The sequence below is a fragment of the Nitrosovibrio sp. Nv17 genome, from assembly GCF_900119085.1.
Lineage (GTDB): Bacteria > Pseudomonadota > Gammaproteobacteria > Burkholderiales > Nitrosomonadaceae > Nitrosospira.
In genome coordinates this window covers 141,860-160,573 of the sequence record NZ_FPIQ01000005.1, presented here as the reverse complement: position 1 = coordinate 160,573, position 18,714 = coordinate 141,860, and the positions used below count along the sequence as shown (strand labels likewise).

The 18,714-nt window shown below is 62.4% G+C and carries 17 protein-coding genes; 10 read left to right on the top strand and 7 right to left on the bottom strand.

The features are described from left to right. Positions 1-288 (top strand): transposase (locus BT108_RS04915; RefSeq protein ID WP_143142400.1); only part of this gene is annotated, 288 nt, incomplete at its 5' end. Positions 289-326: 38 nt separating this feature from the next. Here the strand turns inward: BT108_RS04915 and BT108_RS04910 are convergent. The 7 genes from BT108_RS04910 to tsaE all read right to left on the bottom strand — a co-directional run bounded on the left by BT108_RS04910 (position 327) and on the right by tsaE (position 7,265). Beyond that, on the bottom strand, positions 327-941 hold the full coding sequence (locus tag BT108_RS04910; protein WP_143142399.1) for a hypothetical protein: 615 nt from the start codon (positions 939-941) through the stop codon (positions 327-329). 118 nt (positions 942-1,059) lie between these two features. Next, positions 1,060-2,211: a M48 family metallopeptidase gene (locus tag BT108_RS04905; RefSeq protein ID WP_072293421.1), complete on the bottom strand. Its 1,152-nt coding sequence runs from the start codon at positions 2,209-2,211 to the stop codon at positions 1,060-1,062. A gap of 180 nt (positions 2,212-2,391) precedes the next feature. After that, positions 2,392-3,609 (bottom strand): YjgN family protein, encoded by a 1,218-nt coding sequence (locus BT108_RS04900; RefSeq protein ID WP_072293420.1) that lies wholly within the window; start codon positions 3,607-3,609, stop codon positions 2,392-2,394. A gap of 847 nt (positions 3,610-4,456) precedes the next feature. Beyond that, positions 4,457-4,945: a GNAT family N-acetyltransferase gene (locus BT108_RS04890; RefSeq protein ID WP_255369624.1), complete on the bottom strand. Its 489-nt coding sequence runs from the start codon at positions 4,943-4,945 to the stop codon at positions 4,457-4,459. Between the two features lie 2 nt (positions 4,946-4,947). After that, positions 4,948-5,226, bottom strand: a complete 279-nt coding sequence (locus BT108_RS04885; protein WP_072293417.1) for a type II toxin-antitoxin system TacA family antitoxin — start codon at positions 5,224-5,226, stop codon at positions 4,948-4,950. 252 nt (positions 5,227-5,478) lie between these two features. Beyond that, a complete protein-coding gene (locus BT108_RS04880; RefSeq protein ID WP_072293438.1) occupies positions 5,479-6,732 on the bottom strand; it encodes an N-acetylmuramoyl-L-alanine amidase in 1,254 nt (417 codons plus the stop codon). Between the two features lie 56 nt (positions 6,733-6,788). Then, the gene (gene tsaE / locus BT108_RS04875; RefSeq protein WP_072293416.1) at positions 6,789-7,265 is read right to left on the bottom strand and encodes a tRNA (adenosine(37)-N6)-threonylcarbamoyltransferase complex ATPase subunit type 1 TsaE; all 477 of its coding nucleotides are present in this window, start codon (positions 7,263-7,265) and stop codon (positions 6,789-6,791) included. A gap of 525 nt (positions 7,266-7,790) precedes the next feature. Between tsaE and BT108_RS04870 the strand changes: the two genes are divergently transcribed. The 9 genes from BT108_RS04870 (at position 7,791) to xrtA (ending at position 18,703) form a co-directional block, all read left to right on the top strand. Then, positions 7,791-8,351, top strand: a complete 561-nt coding sequence (locus BT108_RS04870) for an XrtA/PEP-CTERM system exopolysaccharide export protein (protein WP_083566223.1) — start codon at positions 7,791-7,793, stop codon at positions 8,349-8,351. Positions 8,352-8,507: 156 nt separating this feature from the next. Continuing rightward, the gene (locus tag BT108_RS04865) at positions 8,508-10,040 is read left to right on the top strand and encodes an XrtA system polysaccharide chain length determinant (RefSeq protein WP_072293414.1); all 1,533 of its coding nucleotides are present in this window, start codon (positions 8,508-8,510) and stop codon (positions 10,038-10,040) included. A gap of 337 nt (positions 10,041-10,377) precedes the next feature. Continuing rightward, positions 10,378-11,205 carry an XrtA-associated tyrosine autokinase gene (locus tag BT108_RS04860; protein WP_255369623.1) on the top strand — a complete coding sequence of 276 codons (828 nt, stop codon included), beginning with the start codon at positions 10,378-10,380 and terminating at the stop codon, positions 11,203-11,205. Positions 11,206-11,210: 5 nt separating this feature from the next. Next, a complete protein-coding gene (locus BT108_RS04855; RefSeq protein WP_255369622.1) occupies positions 11,211-12,839 on the top strand; it encodes a TIGR03016 family PEP-CTERM system-associated outer membrane protein in 1,629 nt (542 codons plus the stop codon). An 11-nt stretch (positions 12,840-12,850) separates the two neighbouring features. Continuing rightward, the gene (locus BT108_RS04850) at positions 12,851-13,870 is read left to right on the top strand and encodes an XrtA/PEP-CTERM system-associated ATPase (RefSeq protein WP_072293412.1); all 1,020 of its coding nucleotides are present in this window, start codon (positions 12,851-12,853) and stop codon (positions 13,868-13,870) included. 43 nt (positions 13,871-13,913) lie between these two features. Beyond that, positions 13,914-14,765 (top strand): XrtA system polysaccharide deacetylase, encoded by an 852-nt coding sequence (locus tag BT108_RS04845; RefSeq protein ID WP_072293411.1) that lies wholly within the window; start codon positions 13,914-13,916, stop codon positions 14,763-14,765. Between the two features lie 5 nt (positions 14,766-14,770). Continuing rightward, a complete protein-coding gene (locus tag BT108_RS04840) occupies positions 14,771-15,847 on the top strand; it encodes a FemAB family XrtA/PEP-CTERM system-associated protein (protein WP_369816925.1) in 1,077 nt (358 codons plus the stop codon). A gap of 4 nt (positions 15,848-15,851) precedes the next feature. Then, positions 15,852-17,120, top strand: a complete 1,269-nt coding sequence (locus BT108_RS04835; protein WP_072293409.1) for a TIGR03087 family PEP-CTERM/XrtA system glycosyltransferase — start codon at positions 15,852-15,854, stop codon at positions 17,118-17,120. Then, complete coding sequence (xrtA, locus tag BT108_RS04830) at positions 17,117-18,703, top strand: exosortase A (protein ID WP_072293408.1); 1,587 nt, start codon at positions 17,117-17,119, stop codon at positions 18,701-18,703. The genes BT108_RS04835 and xrtA overlap by 4 nt, the downstream gene beginning before the upstream one ends. Positions 18,704-18,714: the final 11 nt, after the last annotated feature.

The following is an 18,714-nucleotide window of genomic DNA, read 5'->3' as shown; positions in this document are numbered from 1 at the left end:
GCAGGACTGGACCCCCGTCACTTCAAGTCGGGAACCAGCGTGGACAAGCGCGCCTGCATCTCCAAAGCCGGCAACTGCCATATCCGCCGTGCCCTCTATCTGCCAGCTCTGTCCGCCAAGAAACATGATCCATACGTGAAGGGCTTCTTCGAGCATCTGATCTGCAACGGCAAGACTCCTTTGCAAGGAGTATGCGCTGTCATGCGTAAATTGCTGCATGCCATCCACGGCATGCTCACTCATGACCAGCCCTTCGATAATCAACGCTTCTATGCCCTTCCCGCATGAGCAAAAACATGAATTAGTGTTGACTCTGAACAGAGTATCTACCCCTGCTCGTCGATAGGGCTGCTTGTTACATTCTTCCTGGGATATCCGGTCATGCCGATCCATAGACAATACAAGGCTACCGGTGCAGTGATGGCAAAGGTCCCATAGCCGCCGAGCAAGTAGGTCGCCGAGCCGACGCCTGGCGAGAGAGAGGCACGTTCTCGCCATCCGATACTCACCTTGTCGAGGGTTCCGTCGTAGAGATTCCCTGCGAAGCAGATAGGCAGTACTATCAACGCGTATCCCAGTCCCACGTATATCAGCTTCCAGCGGGGTTCCCTGATCGCTCTGCTCCGAAGAATCGCTCTCGATTCCCCCACCAGCAACACCCAGTACGTGGTCCAGGCCATCAGCGGAAGAAAGCTGAAGGCGCAATAGGCGATCACCACCTGTGCCGGGAACGGGGTGTCGCTCACGCGCGCGGCGGTGCCGAGCGCGCCGAGAGTCGGTTTCAAGGTGTCGATCCACGCCAGCGCCCACATCGGCGGCTCCACCCAGCGCGCTGTGAAATACAGCAGGTAGCCCAATCCCAAAAAGGTAACGACGCTCCCTATGGATATCCTGTTGAACCTGCGCTCCTCGGGCGACACGGTTGTTTGCTCACGCTTCATGATCATCTCCGGTACCGATCAGTACGATACGCCTGAGGATGAGCAAGGCGCCTCTTGTTTTTTGTCATATCGATAGTATTTTTGGTGGAAAGCACGACCGCCGTTCTTTGAGTGGCGATCAGCAGCCCAGCGGCGTGCCGGCCTTCAGGCGCCCGGCGCGGCCCACGGTGTCGGGGTGGGTGCTGAACCAGTCGGCGCCACCTTCGGGCGCGGGCGTGTCGGCGGACGATTGGGGCGCCGACGCCGGTGCGCCGTGCATCCACCCCAGCATCGCGTCCTCCATGCCCAGCAGCAGATCGGCCATGGGTGCCGTGAGCAGGCCGGTGCCGCGCATCAGCGCCACGGCGTAGCAGTCGGCCTCGGTCTCGTGCTGGCGGCTGTAGGCCAGACCGGTCAGCAGCGTCGCGCCGTTGGACACCAGGCTGGACACGTCGCCCAGCGCCAACCCCAGTCCTACGCTCAGCACGCCTTGTTCGACCACCAGGCGCGTGGTGTGGCGCAGTTGCACGTGACCGATCTCGTGTGCCAGCACGCCCAGCAGGGCGGTGGTGCCGGTGCCCGGAATGGTGCCGGCCTGCGTGACCATGGCGTCGGTCATGACGATGGTGCCGCCCGGCAGCGCGAAGGCATTGGGGCTCATCCCGGCGCGGAACTGCAGCGTGAGGGGCGGGCGGTAGCCGGGGTAGCGGTGCAGGGCGGGGTCGCTGCTGGCCTGCACGTGCGCGGCCAGCCGGTCGAACGCGGCGCGCAGCGCGGCCTGGCGCGCGGGCGGCAGCTTCGACGGCTTGGTGGTGCCTTCGTCCAGTTGGGCCAGTGCGCGCTCGGCGAGCTGCTGTTCCCACGCCAGCGGCACGTGGCGCGTGATCTGCCCCGCCGCCCAGGGGGTGCCCCAGCGGTAGAAGGCGCCGATGCCGACGACGGCCAAGAGCAGCACGGCCAGCAGCACGCTCCAGCGCGTCTGCATGCGCTCGGCCAGCGTGGCGCGCCCGCCCGCGGCGGCCACCGCGGCCTGCCAGCCGGGCACGTCGTCCACCTGCAGACTGCCGTGCGCACCCAGGTCCACCACCACGCGTGGCGGCGGGCGCTTGGCCGACCAGCGCTCGGGCCAGTCGACCTGGCGATGCGTGAGTTCCAGCGACTCGCGCTCGCCGTCCAGCGCCTGCAGCTGCAGGTGCGGGCCGCCTTTACCCGGCAGCAGGCGCAGGCGCGCCGGGTGCGCGCGCGAGGTGCGGCCGTCGAACCACTGCGCGTGCAGGATGGGGCTACTCATCTCGGTCGTCGATGGCGCCGCGAGTCACCCGCGAGGCTTGAACCCCAAAGAGCCGAAAGGCCGCGAAGCAGGCCACGCCAGCAACCGCCGCGGACGAGTTTTGCCCGTTCGCCGGCGGCGCCCCCTTGAAGGGAGGGCGCAAACAGCACGCAGCGCGTGGAGCAACGGGGCGGTGTCATGTCATCCGATCAGGTCCAGCCCCAGCGCATCGGCCGCGGCATCGCCGAAGGCGCCCTGCTGCCGCACCAGCTCACCCACCAACTGCTCGGCGTCGCCCTCCAGGTAGATGGTGACCGAGCCGACCTTGGCCGCGTACTCGCTGGTGACGGCGAACGGGCGGTAGAAGCCCAGCGTCAGGAACGACAGCAGCAGGTTCTTCACCCGCAGCATCACGTAGGCGCCAGTGCGCAGGCGGGAGTGCGTGCGTGCGATGCGGTCGAAGCCGACGTTGTTCCACACCAGCTGGAACATGCGCGCCTCGCGGTAGGCGTGCGCCGGCAGGCTGACCAGTACCATCACCCCCAGCGTGATTCCGAAGACCAGCAGGCCCAGCAGGATCATCTCCGCCACGCCGGAGCCGCGCAGATGCTCGCTCGCCAGATGGCCAGAGCCGTAGGCCAGCGCCGCGAGCACTCCCCCCACCGCCAGCAGCGTCAGCATGAAGATGCCCACCGACGCCAGCCAGACCTTGACGAAGTCGCCGTATACGGGCTTGAAGCGCCCGGCCAGGCCCCCGATGCGCGCACGCGCCACCAGCAGGCGCCGGTAGTTGAATTCGAGCCGGATCACGCACAGCAGCGTCAGCACCAGGGCCAGCAGCAGCACGGCGATGGCGGGCCCGGCACCGGCAAAGCTGCCCTTGGTTATGGCAGTGCGCGCCGGCGTGGGCAGCAGCGCGTCGATGGCGATGAAGGCGCCTGCCCACACGGCGGCGATGGCGAACACCGACCACGACGCCAGGTATATCTCCTTCCAGTTCGCCGTGAACGCCAGCCGGATGCCGCGCCAGCGCGTAGCCCCCAGGCGAAAGCGCATGGCGCTGCCCCACAGGAAGGGCGTCAGCGCCGCGAAGCCGAAGAACAGCAGCGAGGCGGCCAGGTCCTGCCCGGTCTGCGTTGCCAGCTTGTAGGCCAGCTCGTAGGCCAGGTAAAGTGCGGCAAACGCCAGAAAGCCGAACACCATGCGCCTCTGCTCGGCCACGAATTCCAGCGGGCTGCCCACTACCTGCGTATGGCCGTAGAAGTACTGCGCCGTGCGCCGCCGCGCCCAGGGGATGTACAGGCCCAGGGTGACGATGCCCAGCAGCACGTTGACGATCCAGACGCGGAAGTACTCGCTGCCCGAGCCGGTGAACTCGACCGGGTGCGGCGTCACCGCAGGGTTTGGGGTGAGCGGCATGGCTCCTTTTTCTCTCCTTGGTGGTCAAATCGACCTCCAGCGCCCGACGGGTGGGCGCTGGAATCTATTTTTTATTGAATTGGCATCAAATATCGGTTATCAGGCGGCATACTTGACACGGGGGTCTCAGACGTTCATCCAGCTTGAGCTCCGGGCCGTAGCCTGGCAGCCAAGGATGGGTGAAATGAAAATGCAACCCATCGCAGCGTTCTCTGGGGATGATGGGTTGCGCTACGCTCCACCCGTCCACGCCTACTTACGCTTCACATTGTTCATCTCCGGTACCGAGCAGTAAGATACGCCTGAGGATGAGTAAAGTGCTTCTTATTTTTTGTCATATCGATAGCATTTTTGGTGGAAAGCACGGCCGCCATTGAATTGCTTCATTGGCTGTGATTCCCTTTCTTCAATACGATCCGTGCGAACATTCGGGTTCTTTACCGAGCTCCGGAAATTCTGGAGAAGTCAGGGGAGATGATGGGTTGCGCTACGCTCCACCCATCCTACGGGAAAAGGCAGAGCATTCAAACCATGAATTTGTAGGGTGGGTGTAGCGGAGCGCAACCCACCGAATTCATGAAATCAATGGGCCAAGGACGAGACGAGATAAAAAGATGATGGGTTGCTACGCTCCGCCCATCCTGCCCTACTACCCCTACTGCTCTTGTTGTAGCCGTCGGGTAGAAGGTTGCCGAGCCAAGGCGCGGCGAGAAGGGCGTTCCTGCCAGAATCCCGATCGACGGGTGATTCGCAGAATCGTTCAGGTCCCGCTGACAGAGGAACGTCAGATCGACGACAAGAGCGTCTATGAACCCAGCGGGGAAGGGGAATTGATATCGTATTTCCGTTACGCCTTTACATCGCTCAAGCGCAGCATGAGCGTCATGGAGTGCGTGGGAGAGGGCTGAAACCCATGGTGCTCGTAGAATTGCTTCGCCCTTTCGTGAAGCGCGTGCACGAGCAGTGCTCTCACCCCTGCATTGTGCGAGACGGCCACTGCGCGGTTGATGGCATCCTGCAGCAGGGCAGCGCCCAGATGCATTCCCTGCGCCTTGCGGTCGACCGCGAGCCGGGCGAGGACCATGACGGGAATCGGATCGGGCATGTTGCGCCGTACGCTGCCGGTTGCCTGATAGTGCGAGACGGTGCCGGCGGCCATGGCATAGTAGCCGCGGACGTTGGCTTCCTCATCGGTGACGACGAAGGTGCGGCTTGCGCCGCTGGCCTGGTTGGCCAGCGCCCTGTGCTTGATCCAGTCATCGAGCGAGGCTTCGCCGCAGTCGAAGTTGTCCAGTCGATGCGAAGCGATCAGTGGCTCCGGCGAATTGAACTGCAAGTTCAGCCCTTAGCCTGCTTCCTGTCCCAGGGCGCCTTGAGTGCCATGAGGCGTTCCAGCCCCGGATTGTGGGCGGGCGGCGCGTCGAGCAGCTCGGTGAACTGCCGGAACTTCGCAGCGTCCAGATTGAAGAACACCTGGTCGAGCAGCACGGACTTGGCCCTGTCGCAAGCGGCTTCGAGCATGAAGTCGGAGCGGTTCTTGCCGAGCAGCTGCGCGGCCTGGTCGATGAGGTCCCGCTGCTCGTGGCGGGCTCGCAGGTTGATGGCGGCGTCACGCATGGGTCGACTCCCGGGTATATATATACAACAGATATACGCATGCTACGGCGGTGTATAGCGGTTGTCAACACGGAGGTTGTGATTATCCACCGTCGCCCGTTGAGCCAAGCAACCCATTGCAGCGTTCTGCGGAGGATGATGGGTTGCGCTGCGCTCCACCCACCCACTTCATGTTTTATCGGGTTGTGACAGGAAAAGAATACGGGCCAGCCACGGCGACTGGTTGGCATGGCTCGACGTGCGTGCGATGCGCTACTCCAGCAATACCATGCGCGAGCGCGATAGTGGGGGATTGTTGGCGAAATAGCGCTTGATGCCGGCGAGTATCGCGTCGGCCAGCTTGTCCTGGTAGGCGGCGTTCTTCAGCTTTTTTTCTTCTTCCGGGTTGCTGATGAACGCGGTTTCCACCAGGATGGACGGGATGTCGGGTGACTTGAGCACGGCGAAGCCGGCCTGCTCCACCTCGTTTTTGTGCAGGTGGTTGACGCCGCCGATCTCGGAGAGCACTTCCCGTCCCAGCCGCAGGCTGTCGTTGATGGTGGCGGTCTGGGAAAGGTCCAAGAGGGTGCGCTTGAGGTAGAGATCCTTGACGTCCAGGTTGACCCCGCCGATCAGGTCTGCCTCGTTTTCCTTCTTCGCCAGCCAGCGTGCCGCCGCGGACGTGGCGCCGCTTTCCGATAGGGCGAACACGGAAGAGCCGCGCGCGTGGGGCTTGATGAAGGCGTCCGCATGCACCGAGACGAAGAGGTCGGCGTGCACCTGGCGCGCCTTCTCCAGGCGCATCGGCAGCGATATGAAGTAGTCGCCCTCGCGCGTCAGGGCGGCGCGCATGTTGGGCTCCCGGTCGATCTTGGCCTTGAGCTTGCGGGCGATCGCCAGGGTGATGTCCTTTTCATGGGTTCCGCCGCGGCTGACGGCGCCGGGATCCTCGCCGCCGTGGCCGGGATCGATGGCGATTGTGATGAGCCGCGCGACTTCGGGCCGCTCCTTGCGGGCCACCGTGGAGGTCGCGGCCGTCTTGCCGAGGGGCTGCGCGCTGCCGCTGCCCGCGCCGGGATCCGGCTGCGATGGCGTTGCCGTGCCGCGGCCATGCTCGTCCAGGAGCGCCATGAGCGGGTCCGGCGGGACGAGGGGGTAGACATCCAGCACCAGGCGGTAGCCGTAGTCGCCCACCGGCTTGAGGACGAATGCCTGCGGCTGCACCTCGGTCTTGAGGTCCAGCACCAGGCGCAGCACCGTCGGCTTGAAGCGGCCGATGCGCAGGGCTCTTATGTACGGGTCGTCCGGGTGAATCCGGGCTGGCATACTCTCCAGTTCGGCGCCGTGCTCGACGCCCTCCAGGTCGAGGACGACGCGGTCGGGGTTCCCGATGGTGCTCAGGGAATAGCGGATGGGCGCGGCGGATTCGAGGGTAAGGCGCGTGTACTCGGGCGCCGGCCATACCCGGGCTGCGTTGACGCGGGTATCCGCCAGGGCGGGATTGCCAAGGCCGGACAGCAGGAGCATGGCCAGCGACAGGGAAAAGGCGAAACGCAAGAATGGAGATGAAGGGCAAAGGGACTCTATGGCGCGGGAGGCGCCAGCAGGCTGCCGCGGGCCTGCCATCGCTTCAGGCACCGCGCTCCCGCCTCCGTGGGGGCCTGGACCTCGACGTGGCGGTGGTTCGTTCCGGCGACGCCGAGGCGGACCCGCAGGTCGGCTGCCGGCAGCGATGCGCCTGCTTTTTCGGGCCATTCGACCAGGCAGACCGATTCCCCGTTGAAGTATTCACGAAACCCTGCTTCCTCCCATTCTTCAGGATTATCGAATCGATAGAAATCAAAGTGATAGAAGTATAACCTAGAAATTTCATAAACTTCAACCAGATTATAGGTGGGACTTTTCACTTTGCCTTCGTAGCCCAGGCCTTGTAGAATCCCTCTTGCCAACGTGGTTTTGCCCGCACCCAGGTCGCCTTCCAGGAAGACGACGAGGCCGGCATGCAGCAGGGATGCGAGCTCCGCGCCGAGCGCCAGCGTCGCGGCTTCTCCCTCCAGCATGCCCGATCGGCAAGGGCAAGGTGCGGCGGCTGGAATATCGCGGGGAGGAATATGCAACAAGGGTATCCTGGAGCGTGGTGGGTTGGAGGAGGGCGCTACCGTGGATGCGATGACCGGGGGCCGATGGCCAGGAACCCTATCGTACCAAAGTCCTATTTGCTTGCGTTGCCGAAGTTGCTACGATGCCGCCGTACCATGGAGAAGAGTTCGTGGGAGTGAGAATTCCCACAGGAGATGGCGCTCTCCGGGCGGATAATCTTTCCAGTTCCAGGAAGGGGTGGGTGTATAAATGCTGTTCATGGTGTACATTGTTATAATAAAAATACTTGGATTCCGTGACATACGGTATTATTCCCAATCCAGTCGCCCTAGGCTGCGCAGATGTCGGCTGCCGTATTCACGGTCGCTCTCTGCCCCCCAGACCCGGCCCCTCTTCAATAAACACAGAAAGGAAATCCAGTGAACACTTTCCATCCCGGCACCAGGAAATGGCTGGCCTGCCTCGCCATCGCGTTTCCAATACTGATGTCTGGCGGATGCACATCCTATCCCCCGCTTTCTCCCGACGAAAGGCATGTCGCGCATGACTACCTGATCGGGCCGGGCGACAGCGTGGATATCATCGTCTGGCGCAATCCGGAAGTTTCGATGTCGGTACCGGTGCGTCCCGATGGAAAGATCACCACGCCTCTGGTCGAGGATCTTCCCGCCAGCGGCAAGACTTCCACGCAACTGGCGCGTGACATCGAGGAAGCATTGTCCAGATATATCCAGCAGCCCGTCGTGACGGTGGTGGTGACCCAGTTCGTCGGGCCGTACTCCGAGCAGGTGCGCGTCATCGGCGAGGCGGCCAGACCCCAGGCGCTGCCCTACCGCGAGGAGATGACGCTGATGGACGTGTTGATCGCGGTAGGCGGCATCACGGATTTCGCCGCCGGCAACAAGGCCCGGATCATTCGCAACGTGGACGGGAAACAGCAGCAGTTCAGCGTCAGGCTGGATGACCTGATCCGCGATGGCGACATCTCGGCGAACGTTCCCGTGCGCCAGGGCGATGTGCTGGTGATACCCGAGAGCTTTTTCTGATTCGGCCGGGATGGGAGGCGTGTTTCTCATGGCAGCGCAGGGTATGACGATCGACAGGGGCGCATGGGCCCTGCCTCGCGCTACGCAGGCGGACAGGTCCCGGGAAACGGCTTCCCTCAGGAAATTCGGCCACCATTTCATCAGGGATCTGTAAGCATGGAAGATTTGACTACCCAACTGCTGATCTACCTGAAAGGGATATGGAAATACCGCTGGGCTTCCGTTGCCGCCGCCTGGCTCATCGCCATCACCGGCTGGATCATCGTCTACAAGCTGCCCGACGACTACCAGGCGTCGGCCCGGATCTACGTGGATACACAGAATGTGCTCAAGCCTCTCATGGCGGGCATGACGATTTCTCCCGATCTGCAGCAGCAGGTTTCCATCATGAGCCGGACGCTGATCAGCCGGCCCAACGTGGAGCGGGTCATCCGCATGGTGGACCTGGACCTGGGCATTCAGGATCCGAAGGATTACGAGAGGCGGGTCAAGGAACTGATGGAGAAGATCAAGCTGGGAACCACCGGCCGCGACAATCTTTTCACGATCCACTACAACAACCAGAATCCGAAGCTCGCCAAGGACATCGTGCAATCCCTGCTGACGATCTTCGTGGAAGGGGGACTGGGGGACAAGCGCCAGGATTCCGTCGCGGCGCTGCGTTTCATCGACGAACAGATCCAGAGCTACGAGGAAAAACTGGTTGAGGGGGAAAACAGGCTCAAGGAATTCAAGCAGAAGAACATCGGGTTGATGCCCCAGCAGGGAGGAGACTACTATTCGCAATTGGCGGCTGCGAGCGAGGATCTCAACAAGACACGGCTCGACCTGCGGGAGGCGGAACACGCCCGGGACGCGATCAGGAGACAGATCACCGGGGATGAGCCTGTCATGATGGTGGATCAGGGCGAGGCGATTTCCCCCGCCATCGTCAATGTCGAGATCGACTCCCGGATCAGCGAGCTGAACAAGAACCTGGATACGCTCAGGCTGAATTTCACGGAACTGCATCCCGATATCATTTCCACGAAGCGGCTGATCGCGCAGCTGGAAGAGCGCAAGAAGGAGGAAGCCAAGCTCATGGTGCGCAATGTCTCGGATCCCGGCAAGAACTACAGCCCGATGCTGCAGCAACTCAATGTGGCCCTGGCCGAGGCGGAAGCCGACGTGGCTTCGATGAAAGCCCGTGTGGAAGAGTACACAGCGCGTTATAATCGCCTCCAGTCATTGAGCAATGCCGTGCCGCAGGTGGAGGCGGAACTTGCCCAGTTGAATCGCGACTACCAGGTGAACAAGGCCAACTACGAGAAGCTTCTGGAGCGCCGCGAGTCGGCGAAGATATCCGGCGAACTGGGCTCCGTGACGGATCTGATGTCGTTCAGGATCATCGATCCGCCGACCGTCTCCGACCGGCCGGTGGGGCCGGATCGCAGCAAGTTCTTCTCTCTCGTGTTTGCGGGGTCCTTGCTGGCCGGAATCGGGCTTGCCTTCGTCATCAGCCAGGTCCGGCCCACGTTTCACAGCCAGGTGAGCCTGCGCGAAATAACCGGCAGGCCGATCCTGGGGTCGGTTCCCATGATCTGGACCGATCAGGAAAAGGCAAAGAGCAGGAAGCGGCTGTATGCGTTCGGCCTGTCCTTGCTGTCCCTGCTGGGTCTGTATGGTACCTTGATGACAAAGATGGTTTGACTGGGATCCCGGGCATGATCGACCATGGCGGGAAGATGGGCAGGCGCCATGGCCGGGGATCGGACTCCCGATGGGGCAGGATCTACAGGTTTCCGTGGTTGCGCCGGTGATCCCGGGTCTGTAGAGGACCGTCCCTTTCTCATGTGTGTGGATATCGGTTCGGCTCCGTGTTTCGCCGTCCCGCCCCGTTTCTGCAGGATATCCGCAAGGACGGCAGAGGGAGCGGATATCGATGGATTCCAACCCAACTCATTGGAGATGACGTGAGCATTATCGAGAGAGCGGCCGGGAAGCTCAGGCAGGAGGCCAGAACCGGTGTTCCGCGCGTTGGGGGGGCTTGCCGGCAAGCGCCGATCGGAATCCACCCAAGGAAGAGGCGCCGGACTGGAACTCTCCCGCGGAAGGCGCCCCGTCTTCGCCTACCACCTCGAAGTACATCAAGCTCAATCTTGAAAAGATGCGCAAGTACGGCATCGTCACGCCGGATCAGGGCAGAACCCAGGTTGCCGAGCAGTTCCGCGTGATCAAGCGGCCGTTGCTGACCAATGCCTTCAACCAGGGGGCAGGCAAGATCAGGAATGGCAACCTCATCATGGTGACCAGCGCCCTGGCGGGCGAGGGGAAAAGTTTCTGCACGGTCAATCTGGCGATGAGCATCGCGATGGAGATGGATCGCAGGGTGCTGCTGGTCGACGCCGACGTGGCCCGTCCCACGGTTCCCAAGATTCTCGGGCTGGGCACGGAAAAGGGCCTGATGGACATCCTGCTCGAGGACAATCTCGATCTGGCGGACGTGCTGATAAAAACCGATGTCGAGAAACTGACGCTGCTCACGGCGGGCACGCGGCACTCGCATTCCACCGAACTTCTGGCCAGCCAGAGCATGGCAACCCTCCTGAAGGAGCTTGCACAGCGCTACGCGGATCGTGTCGTCATCTTCGATTCCCCCCCGTTGCTGCTCACCAGCGAGGCGCACGTGCTGGCAAGCCAGATGGGACAGATCGTGGTGGTGGTCGAAGCCGAGAAGACCTCGCAGCAGGCGGTCAAGGAGATGCTGCGGCAACTCGAATCGTGTGACGTGGTGAACCTGATCTACAACAAGGCCAGATCGTTCTCGGGCGGCGAGTATTATGGCTACTACTACCATCAGCCAGAAAGCGCCTGAGAAAAGTGTCTGAAAACCGGCGCTATCGCGACAGCCTGTGTTCGATCATATGGCTTGCCATTCTGGCCGCGCTGTTGTCATCCGCGCATTCCTACGGGCAGCAGGATCCGCGGAGCGGACAGAGTCCGGCGTTCGGGGGGGCGGCGAGCGGCGGCGGAACGGAAAGAGGATGGAGCATCGTTCCACGCCTGAATATAAGAGGTACCTACTCGGACAACATCCGGCTGAGAACGGACGGCGCCGACAGCTCCGATTTCGTGACCCAGATCAATCCCGGCGTGTCCGTGTATGGAGTGGGGCGGCGTTTCACCTTCGTGACCGACTACATGATGAACAATCTCATCTACGCGAATCAGAGCGGCCTGTCCCGGATGAGGCACCAGCTCAATTCCCGCGGGACTGCCGAACTGATCGAGAACCTTTTCTTTCTCGACGGAACTGCATTGATGATGCAGCAGAATGCCTCCCTGTTCGGTCCGCAAGGGCTTGACAACGTCAATGTGACGGGCAACAGGGCAAATGTCAGCACCTATACCGTCAGCCCCTACCTGCGCCACCGTTTCCAAGGACTTGCCTCGGGCCAGGTGCGCTATACCTACGGCATCGTCGAGTCCAGCGCGCAGGCGCTCCGCAACAGCGAACGGCATGCCTTTCAGGCGAGCCTGAACAGCGGTGACGATTTCCAGGTATTGGGCTGGGGAGTCAACTACGACCACCAGATGATCAACTTCAGCCGCACCGGACGCACCGTGGAACTGGAGCGTACCATGGCGAGTTTACAGTACAAGGTCACTTCCCAATTCAGCCTGATGGCGAGCGGGGGCTACGAGCGCAACAGTTTTCTGTCGATTCGGGGCAGTCCTTCCAGCCCCACGTGGACGGTCGGTTTTTCCTGGCTGCCGAACGAGCGCACCAGCGTCATGCTGAACGCGGGGCAGAGATTCTTCGGCGACACCTATTCCGCTCTGCTCAACCATCGTACCCGGATGACGGTCTGGAACCTTACTTACGATGAGAACATCACCACCTTCAACCAGCAGACGGGCATGGGGGCGGGCGGCTTCGGTCTGGGCGGCCTGGGGCAGCTCATCGGTTCCCAGAATCCGGGCATGGGGTCGGGACCGTCGCTGGGCAGTCCCGGCTTGGGTCCGGGGTTCCCGGGTGGGGGCGGATCCTTCCTGGATCCGAGCAATTTCCTCACCAATCGCCTGTTCCTGCAAAAGCGCCTGCAGGTTTCCATGGGGATAAACGGAAAGAGGCACACGTTTATGCTCAGGGGATTCAACATGACGCGCCGGGCATATTCTCCGGAATCGGACGACATCGGCCTGCTGGGGGTGAATACCTCGTTGCTCAACAACACCCGGCAGAGCGGAGCCAGTGCGACGTGGAGCTATCGGGTATCCGCGCTGACGCAGGCCAGCCTGAACGTCGGTTTTACGCGCTACGCTTTCCTTTCGACCGACCGGGAAGATGATTTCATCATCGGCAGGGCGACCGTGTCGAGGAATCTGCGCACGAATCCCATGGTGCAGGGCATGCTTGAATTCCGGCACGTTCAACGGGATTCCAATCAGGCTGCGGCCAATTATCGCGAGAATGCCGTGACCGCTTTTCTGAACATGAGTTTCTAGGAGCGGCGGCGATGTACGCATCCTACTACGGTTTCAGGGTCAAGCCCTTCCAGCTGCGGCCCGACCCGAACTTCTTCTTCGGCAGCAAGGGCCATCGGCGCGCCATGGCCTACCTTCAGTACGGCCTTTCCCAGGGCGAGGGCTTCATCGTCATCACCGGCGAGGTGGGGGCCGGCAAGACCACGCTGGTGCGCAACCTTTTCCGTACGCTGGAATCCGAGAACGTCCTGGCTGCACAGATCGTCAGCACCCACCTGGACTCGGACGATACGCTCAGGATGGTCGCGGCGGCATTCGGCCTGCCCCACGAGAATGCCAGCAAGGCCTCCCTGCTGATTTCCCTGGAATCGTTCTTCCGCCAGTGCGAGCGGCAGGGGAAGCGCACCCTTCTGGTGGTGGACGAGGCACAGAACCTTTCCCCGAAGACGGTGGAGGAGCTGAGGATGCTGTCCAATTTCCAGACGGACGACAAGCCGCTGCTGCAGACGTTCCTGCTGGGTCAGCCGGAGTTCAGGAAGACCCTGCTGGGGGGCGACATGCTGCAGTTGCGGCAGCGGGTGACCGCCACTTACCACCTTGGCCCCATGGATCTGTCGGAAACGCATTCCTATATCGAGCATCGCCTGAACACCGCCGGCTGGAACGGCGATCCCTCGTTCGACGAAGACGCGTTCGAGACCATCTTTGCCCATACCGGCGGCATTCCGCGCAGGATCAACACGCTGTGCGACAGGCTCCTGCTGATGGGCTGCCTGGAGCAGTTGCATCGTTTCGGCAATGCCGAGGTGGCCGAGGTCATCCGTGACATTCGACAGGAATTCGATATGTCGTCGATGGATGACGACCACGTCGATACCGGCGGTGCCCATTCGCCGGTGGGGGAGGCATCCGGGGGCCTCGCCCATATCGACGAGCGGATCGTCAAGCTGGAAGAGTCCGTCGTGTCGGTGCTGGAGCTTCTCAAACAGATCCTTGCCCTGGCGGAGGTCAGCAAGCATCTGCACAGGGACGAGGCCCGGCGCAGTCCCTGACGCGCGGGCGAAGGACAGGAACCGTGGAAGCGAGGACGTCCGGATGAGCGCAGCATCCATACGCAATGCGATGACGATCGATGTGGAAGACTATTTCCAGGTATCGGCGTTTGCACCCTATATCCCGAGGGAATCGTGGGCCTCTCGTGTGTGCAGGGTCGAATCCAATATCGATCGCATCCTGGCCCTGCTGGATGAGAAGGAGGTCAAGGCAACCTTTTTCACCCTGGGGTGGATCGCGGAGCGCCACGCCGGCATGGTCAGGCGCATCGTGGCGGGCGGCCACGAACTCGCCAGCCATGGTTGGGGGCATCAACGCGTCACCGACCAGGCTTCCCATGAATTCCGGGAGGATGTCGTGCGCAGCAAGGCACTGCTCGAGGATATTGGCGGGCAGGCGGTGCTGGGCTATCGCGCGCCAAGTTTTTCCATCGGTCGCCACAACCTGTGGGCGCTGGATGTGCTGGAAGAGTCGGGTTATCGCTACAGCTCCAGCATCTATCCCATCCGGCACGATCACTATGGCATGCCGGAGGCGCCGCGCTTCCCATACCATCCGCGTCCCCAGCACGGGTTGCTGGAGGTGCCGATCACCACTTTGCAGCTGTTCCAGCGCAACTTTCCCGCCGGGGGCGGAGGCTACTTCCGGCTCTGGCCCTATCCGGTCTCGCGCTGGCTGCTGCAGCGGCTGAATCATCGGGAGGGTCGTTCCGCGATCTTTTATTTCCATCCCTGGGAGATCGACCCGGGACAGCCGCGCCAGCCGGGTATCGGCATGAAGACGCGTTTTCGCCACTACTACAATCTCGATCGCATGGAAGGGCGCATCCGGGCGTTGACGCGCGATTTCCAGTGGGGCCGCATGGACCGGATCTTCCTGGAGGGGAGCGCGTGAACAGCGTGGCCGATGCATTCCAGCGGTTGCCGCAGGCCGCCCCTGCACGGGACGGCGCGCTGTCCGTCCGTGCCTGCCAGCCGCGCGACGCGGCAAGGTGGGATGCGTTCGTCCATGCCTGTCCGGAAGCCACCTTCTTTCATCGGGCAGGCTGGAAAACAGTCATCGAGCAGGCGCTGGGCCACAGGACGTGGTATCTCTACGCGGAGGCGGGCGGAGAGATTCAGGCGGTGCTGCCCCTCGTCGAGATCGACAGCAGGCTTTTCGGCCATAGCCTGAGTTCGCTGCCGTTCTGCGTCTATGGGGGCATTGCCGCGGTCTCGGAACCTGCCCGCATTGCGCTCGACCAGGAAGCCCAGGCGCTTGCTGCGCGGCTGAACGTCGATTTCCTCGAGTATCGCAATCTTGAGGTACGGCACCCCGGCTGGCACGCCAAGAATCTCTACGTGACGTTTCGAAAGGAGCTGTATCCGGAGACGGAGCAGAACATGCTGGCGATTCCGCGCAAGCAGCGGGCAATGGTGCGCAAAGGCATCAAGGCCGGCCTGGAAAGTGTGCTCGATGAGGATATCGGACGTTTCTACCTGGCCTACTCCACCAGCGTGCACCGCCTGGGCACGCCGGTATTCTCAAGGAAGTATTTCCGGCTTCTCAAGGAAACATTCGCCCAGGATTGCGAGCTCATGGTCGTGCAGAATGCGGGGCGCACGCTCAGCGGCGTGATGAGCTTCTATTTTCGGGACGAGGTGCTGCCCTACTATGGCGGAGGCACCGGCGAAGCCAGGGAGCTGGCAGCGAACGACTTCATGTATTGGGAGCTGATGCGGCGCGCATGTGAAAGGGGAATCCGGATTTTCGACTTCGGGCGCAGCAAGCGCGGCACGGGATCGCATGACTTCAAGAAGAACTGGGGGTTCGAGCCGCAGCCGCTGCACTACGAGTACCAGCTCCATCGCGCCCGCGCGGTGCCCGACCACAATCCGCTCAATCCGAAGTACCGCCTGTTCATCCGCGCGTGGCAGAAGCTGCCGCTGGCGCTCGCCAATTTCGTGGGTCCCTATGTCGTGAGGAATCTGGGTTAGGCGCATGCAGGATCTGCTCTATCTCGTACATCGTATCCCCTACCCTCCGGACAAGGGGGACAAGATACGCTCCTACCACCTGCTCAAGCACCTGAGCCGGCGCTATCGCGTGCATCTGGGCACATTCATAGACGATCCGAGAGACCGGGCTCACATCGAGACGGTGAAGGGTCTTTGCGGCGAGACCTGCTTCATCGACCTTTCTCCGCGTATCGCGCGCCTGCGCAGCCTGGGCGGCATGCTGCTGCGGCAGCCCCTGACGCTGCCCTATTATCGGAGCGGACGCCTGCAGGCATGGGTGAACGGCATGCTCGAGACACGGTCGATCCCCGGCATCCTGGTATTTTCCTCGGGAATGGCGCAGTACGTGCGGCATGCCGCACCGGCGCGCCGCATCATCGATTTCGTCGACATCGATTCCGACAAGTGGATGCAGTACGCGGCCACGCGCGGATGGCCGATGAACTGGATATACCGGCGCGAGTCGAGATTGCTGCTGGAGTATGAAAGGCGGGTTGCCGCGGAGTTCGACGGGGCCGCCTTCGTTTCCGCAGCGGAGGCCGATCTTTTCAGGCGGCTTGCACCGGAGGCCGCAACCAAGGTGACGCACTTCAACAATGGTGTCGATACCGACTATTTTTCTCCCGGCCGCGAGTATCCCAATCCGTATGCCGCGTCCGGCCGCATTCTGGTCTTCACCGGGGCCATGGATTACTGGGCGAACGTGGATGCGGTCGAATGGTTCGTGCGCGATATTTTCCCCGCGCTGCGCCGGCGCCTGCCCGATATCGAGTTCCACATTGTCGGCGCCAGGCCCACCGCGAGGGTAATGACCCTGTCCGCCGTTGCCGGTGTCAGGGTAGCGGGCTCCGTGCCGGACATACGGCCCTATCTCGCCCATGCGTCGCTGGCGGTGGCACCCCTGCGCATCGCCCGCGGCATCCAGAACAAGGTGCTGGAGGCCATGGCCATGGAGAAGACCGTGATCGCCTCGCCGCAGGCGATGGAGGGAATCTGCGCCCTGCCCGGCAAGGAGTTGCTGGTCGCCGCCAACGAACGTGAATTCGTCCAGCAGATCATTGCGTTGCTTCAGCACCCCGCGCACCAGGCCAGAGGGCAGCTTGCCAGGGCCCGCATCCTGAAGGACTATACCTGGGAAAGCGGGCTGGCGCGCGTGGATGCGCTGCTTTCGCAGTCGGTTGCCATGCCGCCCGACATTCCATACACGTATTCCGTGGAAGGCTACCTCGAGTCTGCGGAAGATCCGGCATGAGCGCGCACACCCCCCAGGAGATCGTGCAGGGTGTTTCCACGATCCCGGATCAGCATCACCTGAAGATGGCAGCATGGGTGACGGCGCTCGTCGTGGCGGCGATTCTGGTGGGCTACCATGAGACCACCTGGTCCATGATCTCCATCTGGGAGCGTTCCGACACCTTCGCTCATGGTTTTCTCATCTTTCCCTTCAGCGCCTACCTGATCTGGGGCCGTCGCCATCATCTGGCGACGCTGCGTTCGCGCCCCTGCCCGCTGGCGCTGGCGGCGCTCGGAGTGCTGGGATTCTGCTGGCTGCTGTCCACGCTCGCCAGTGTTCAGGTACTCGAGCAGTATTTCCTGATCGCCATGATCCCGGTCGCCGTCTGGGTCATCCTGGGCACCCGGATGGCCTGGGCCCTGGCCTTTCCGCTGGCCTACCTCCTCCTGGCGGTCCCGTTTGGCGACGTCCTGATTCCTCCCCTCATCGACTTCACCGCCGATTTCACCGTGCGCGCATTGCAACTGACCGGCATTCCCGTCTACCGCGAGGGCAGCTTCTTCACCATTCCGACAGGGAACTGGTCGGTGGTGGAGGCCTGCAGCGGCCTGCGCTATCTGATCGCATCCTTCACCCTGGGCACGCTGTATGCCTATCTCACCTACCGCAGCCTCAAGCGCCGCCTGGGGTTCATCGCGTTGTCGGTGATCGTGCCCATCGTCGCCAACGGCATCCGCGCCTACCTGATCGTGATGACCGGCCATCTGAGCGACATGCGGCTGGCCGTGGGGGTCGATCATCTCATCTATGGCTGGGTGTTCTTCGGCGTCGTGATGCTGGTGCTGTTCTGGATCGGCTCGTTCTGGCGCGAGGATGACGAAGCTGGCGAGGACGCCGGCACGATCTCCCGGTCCGGCTCGCATTCCGGCCTCGAGGTTGCAGATGCGCCGCTGGGCGGCACATTGCTTGCCTCCGGCGCGGTGTTGCTCATTGCCCTGGTCTGGCCGGCGGCGGCGGACTATCTGGATGACAGATTCTCCCGCAGCACCGCGCCCCAGGTCGAGATACCTGTCGCGAGCGGGGAGTGGAGGGCCGCCACGGAACCGGCTTCCGACTGGAAGCCGGTATACGTGGGGGCGACTGCAGGGTACCTGAGAAGCTACCGCAGCAGCGACGGCAGCGTGGATCTGTACGTCCACTACTACCGTAACCAGCGCCAGGGGGAGGAGCTGGTCAATACCGAGAACCTGCTCGTGCCCGAGATGGGGTCGCGCTGGCGCAACGTCGGGGAAAGTACCCGCAGCATCGCGCGGGGATCGCGTTCCATGACCGTGAGGCAGAGCCAGCTGCACGCGCCGGCGCGGAGACTGCTCGTCTGGCGCTGGTACTGGGTCGGGGGGGAAGAAACGGCGAGTCCCTACATGGCGAAATTTCTTCTGGCGCGAAACAGGCTCCTCGGCAGAGGGGACGATGGCGCCGAGATCGTTCTCGCGACGCCCTATGAAGAGGACCCGGAAGAGGCCACGCCGAGCCTCCAGGCTTTTGTCGACCACATGGCGCCAGCGCTGACGGAGGGACTCAGGCATGCATGGCAGCATTAGCGCCCGACCGG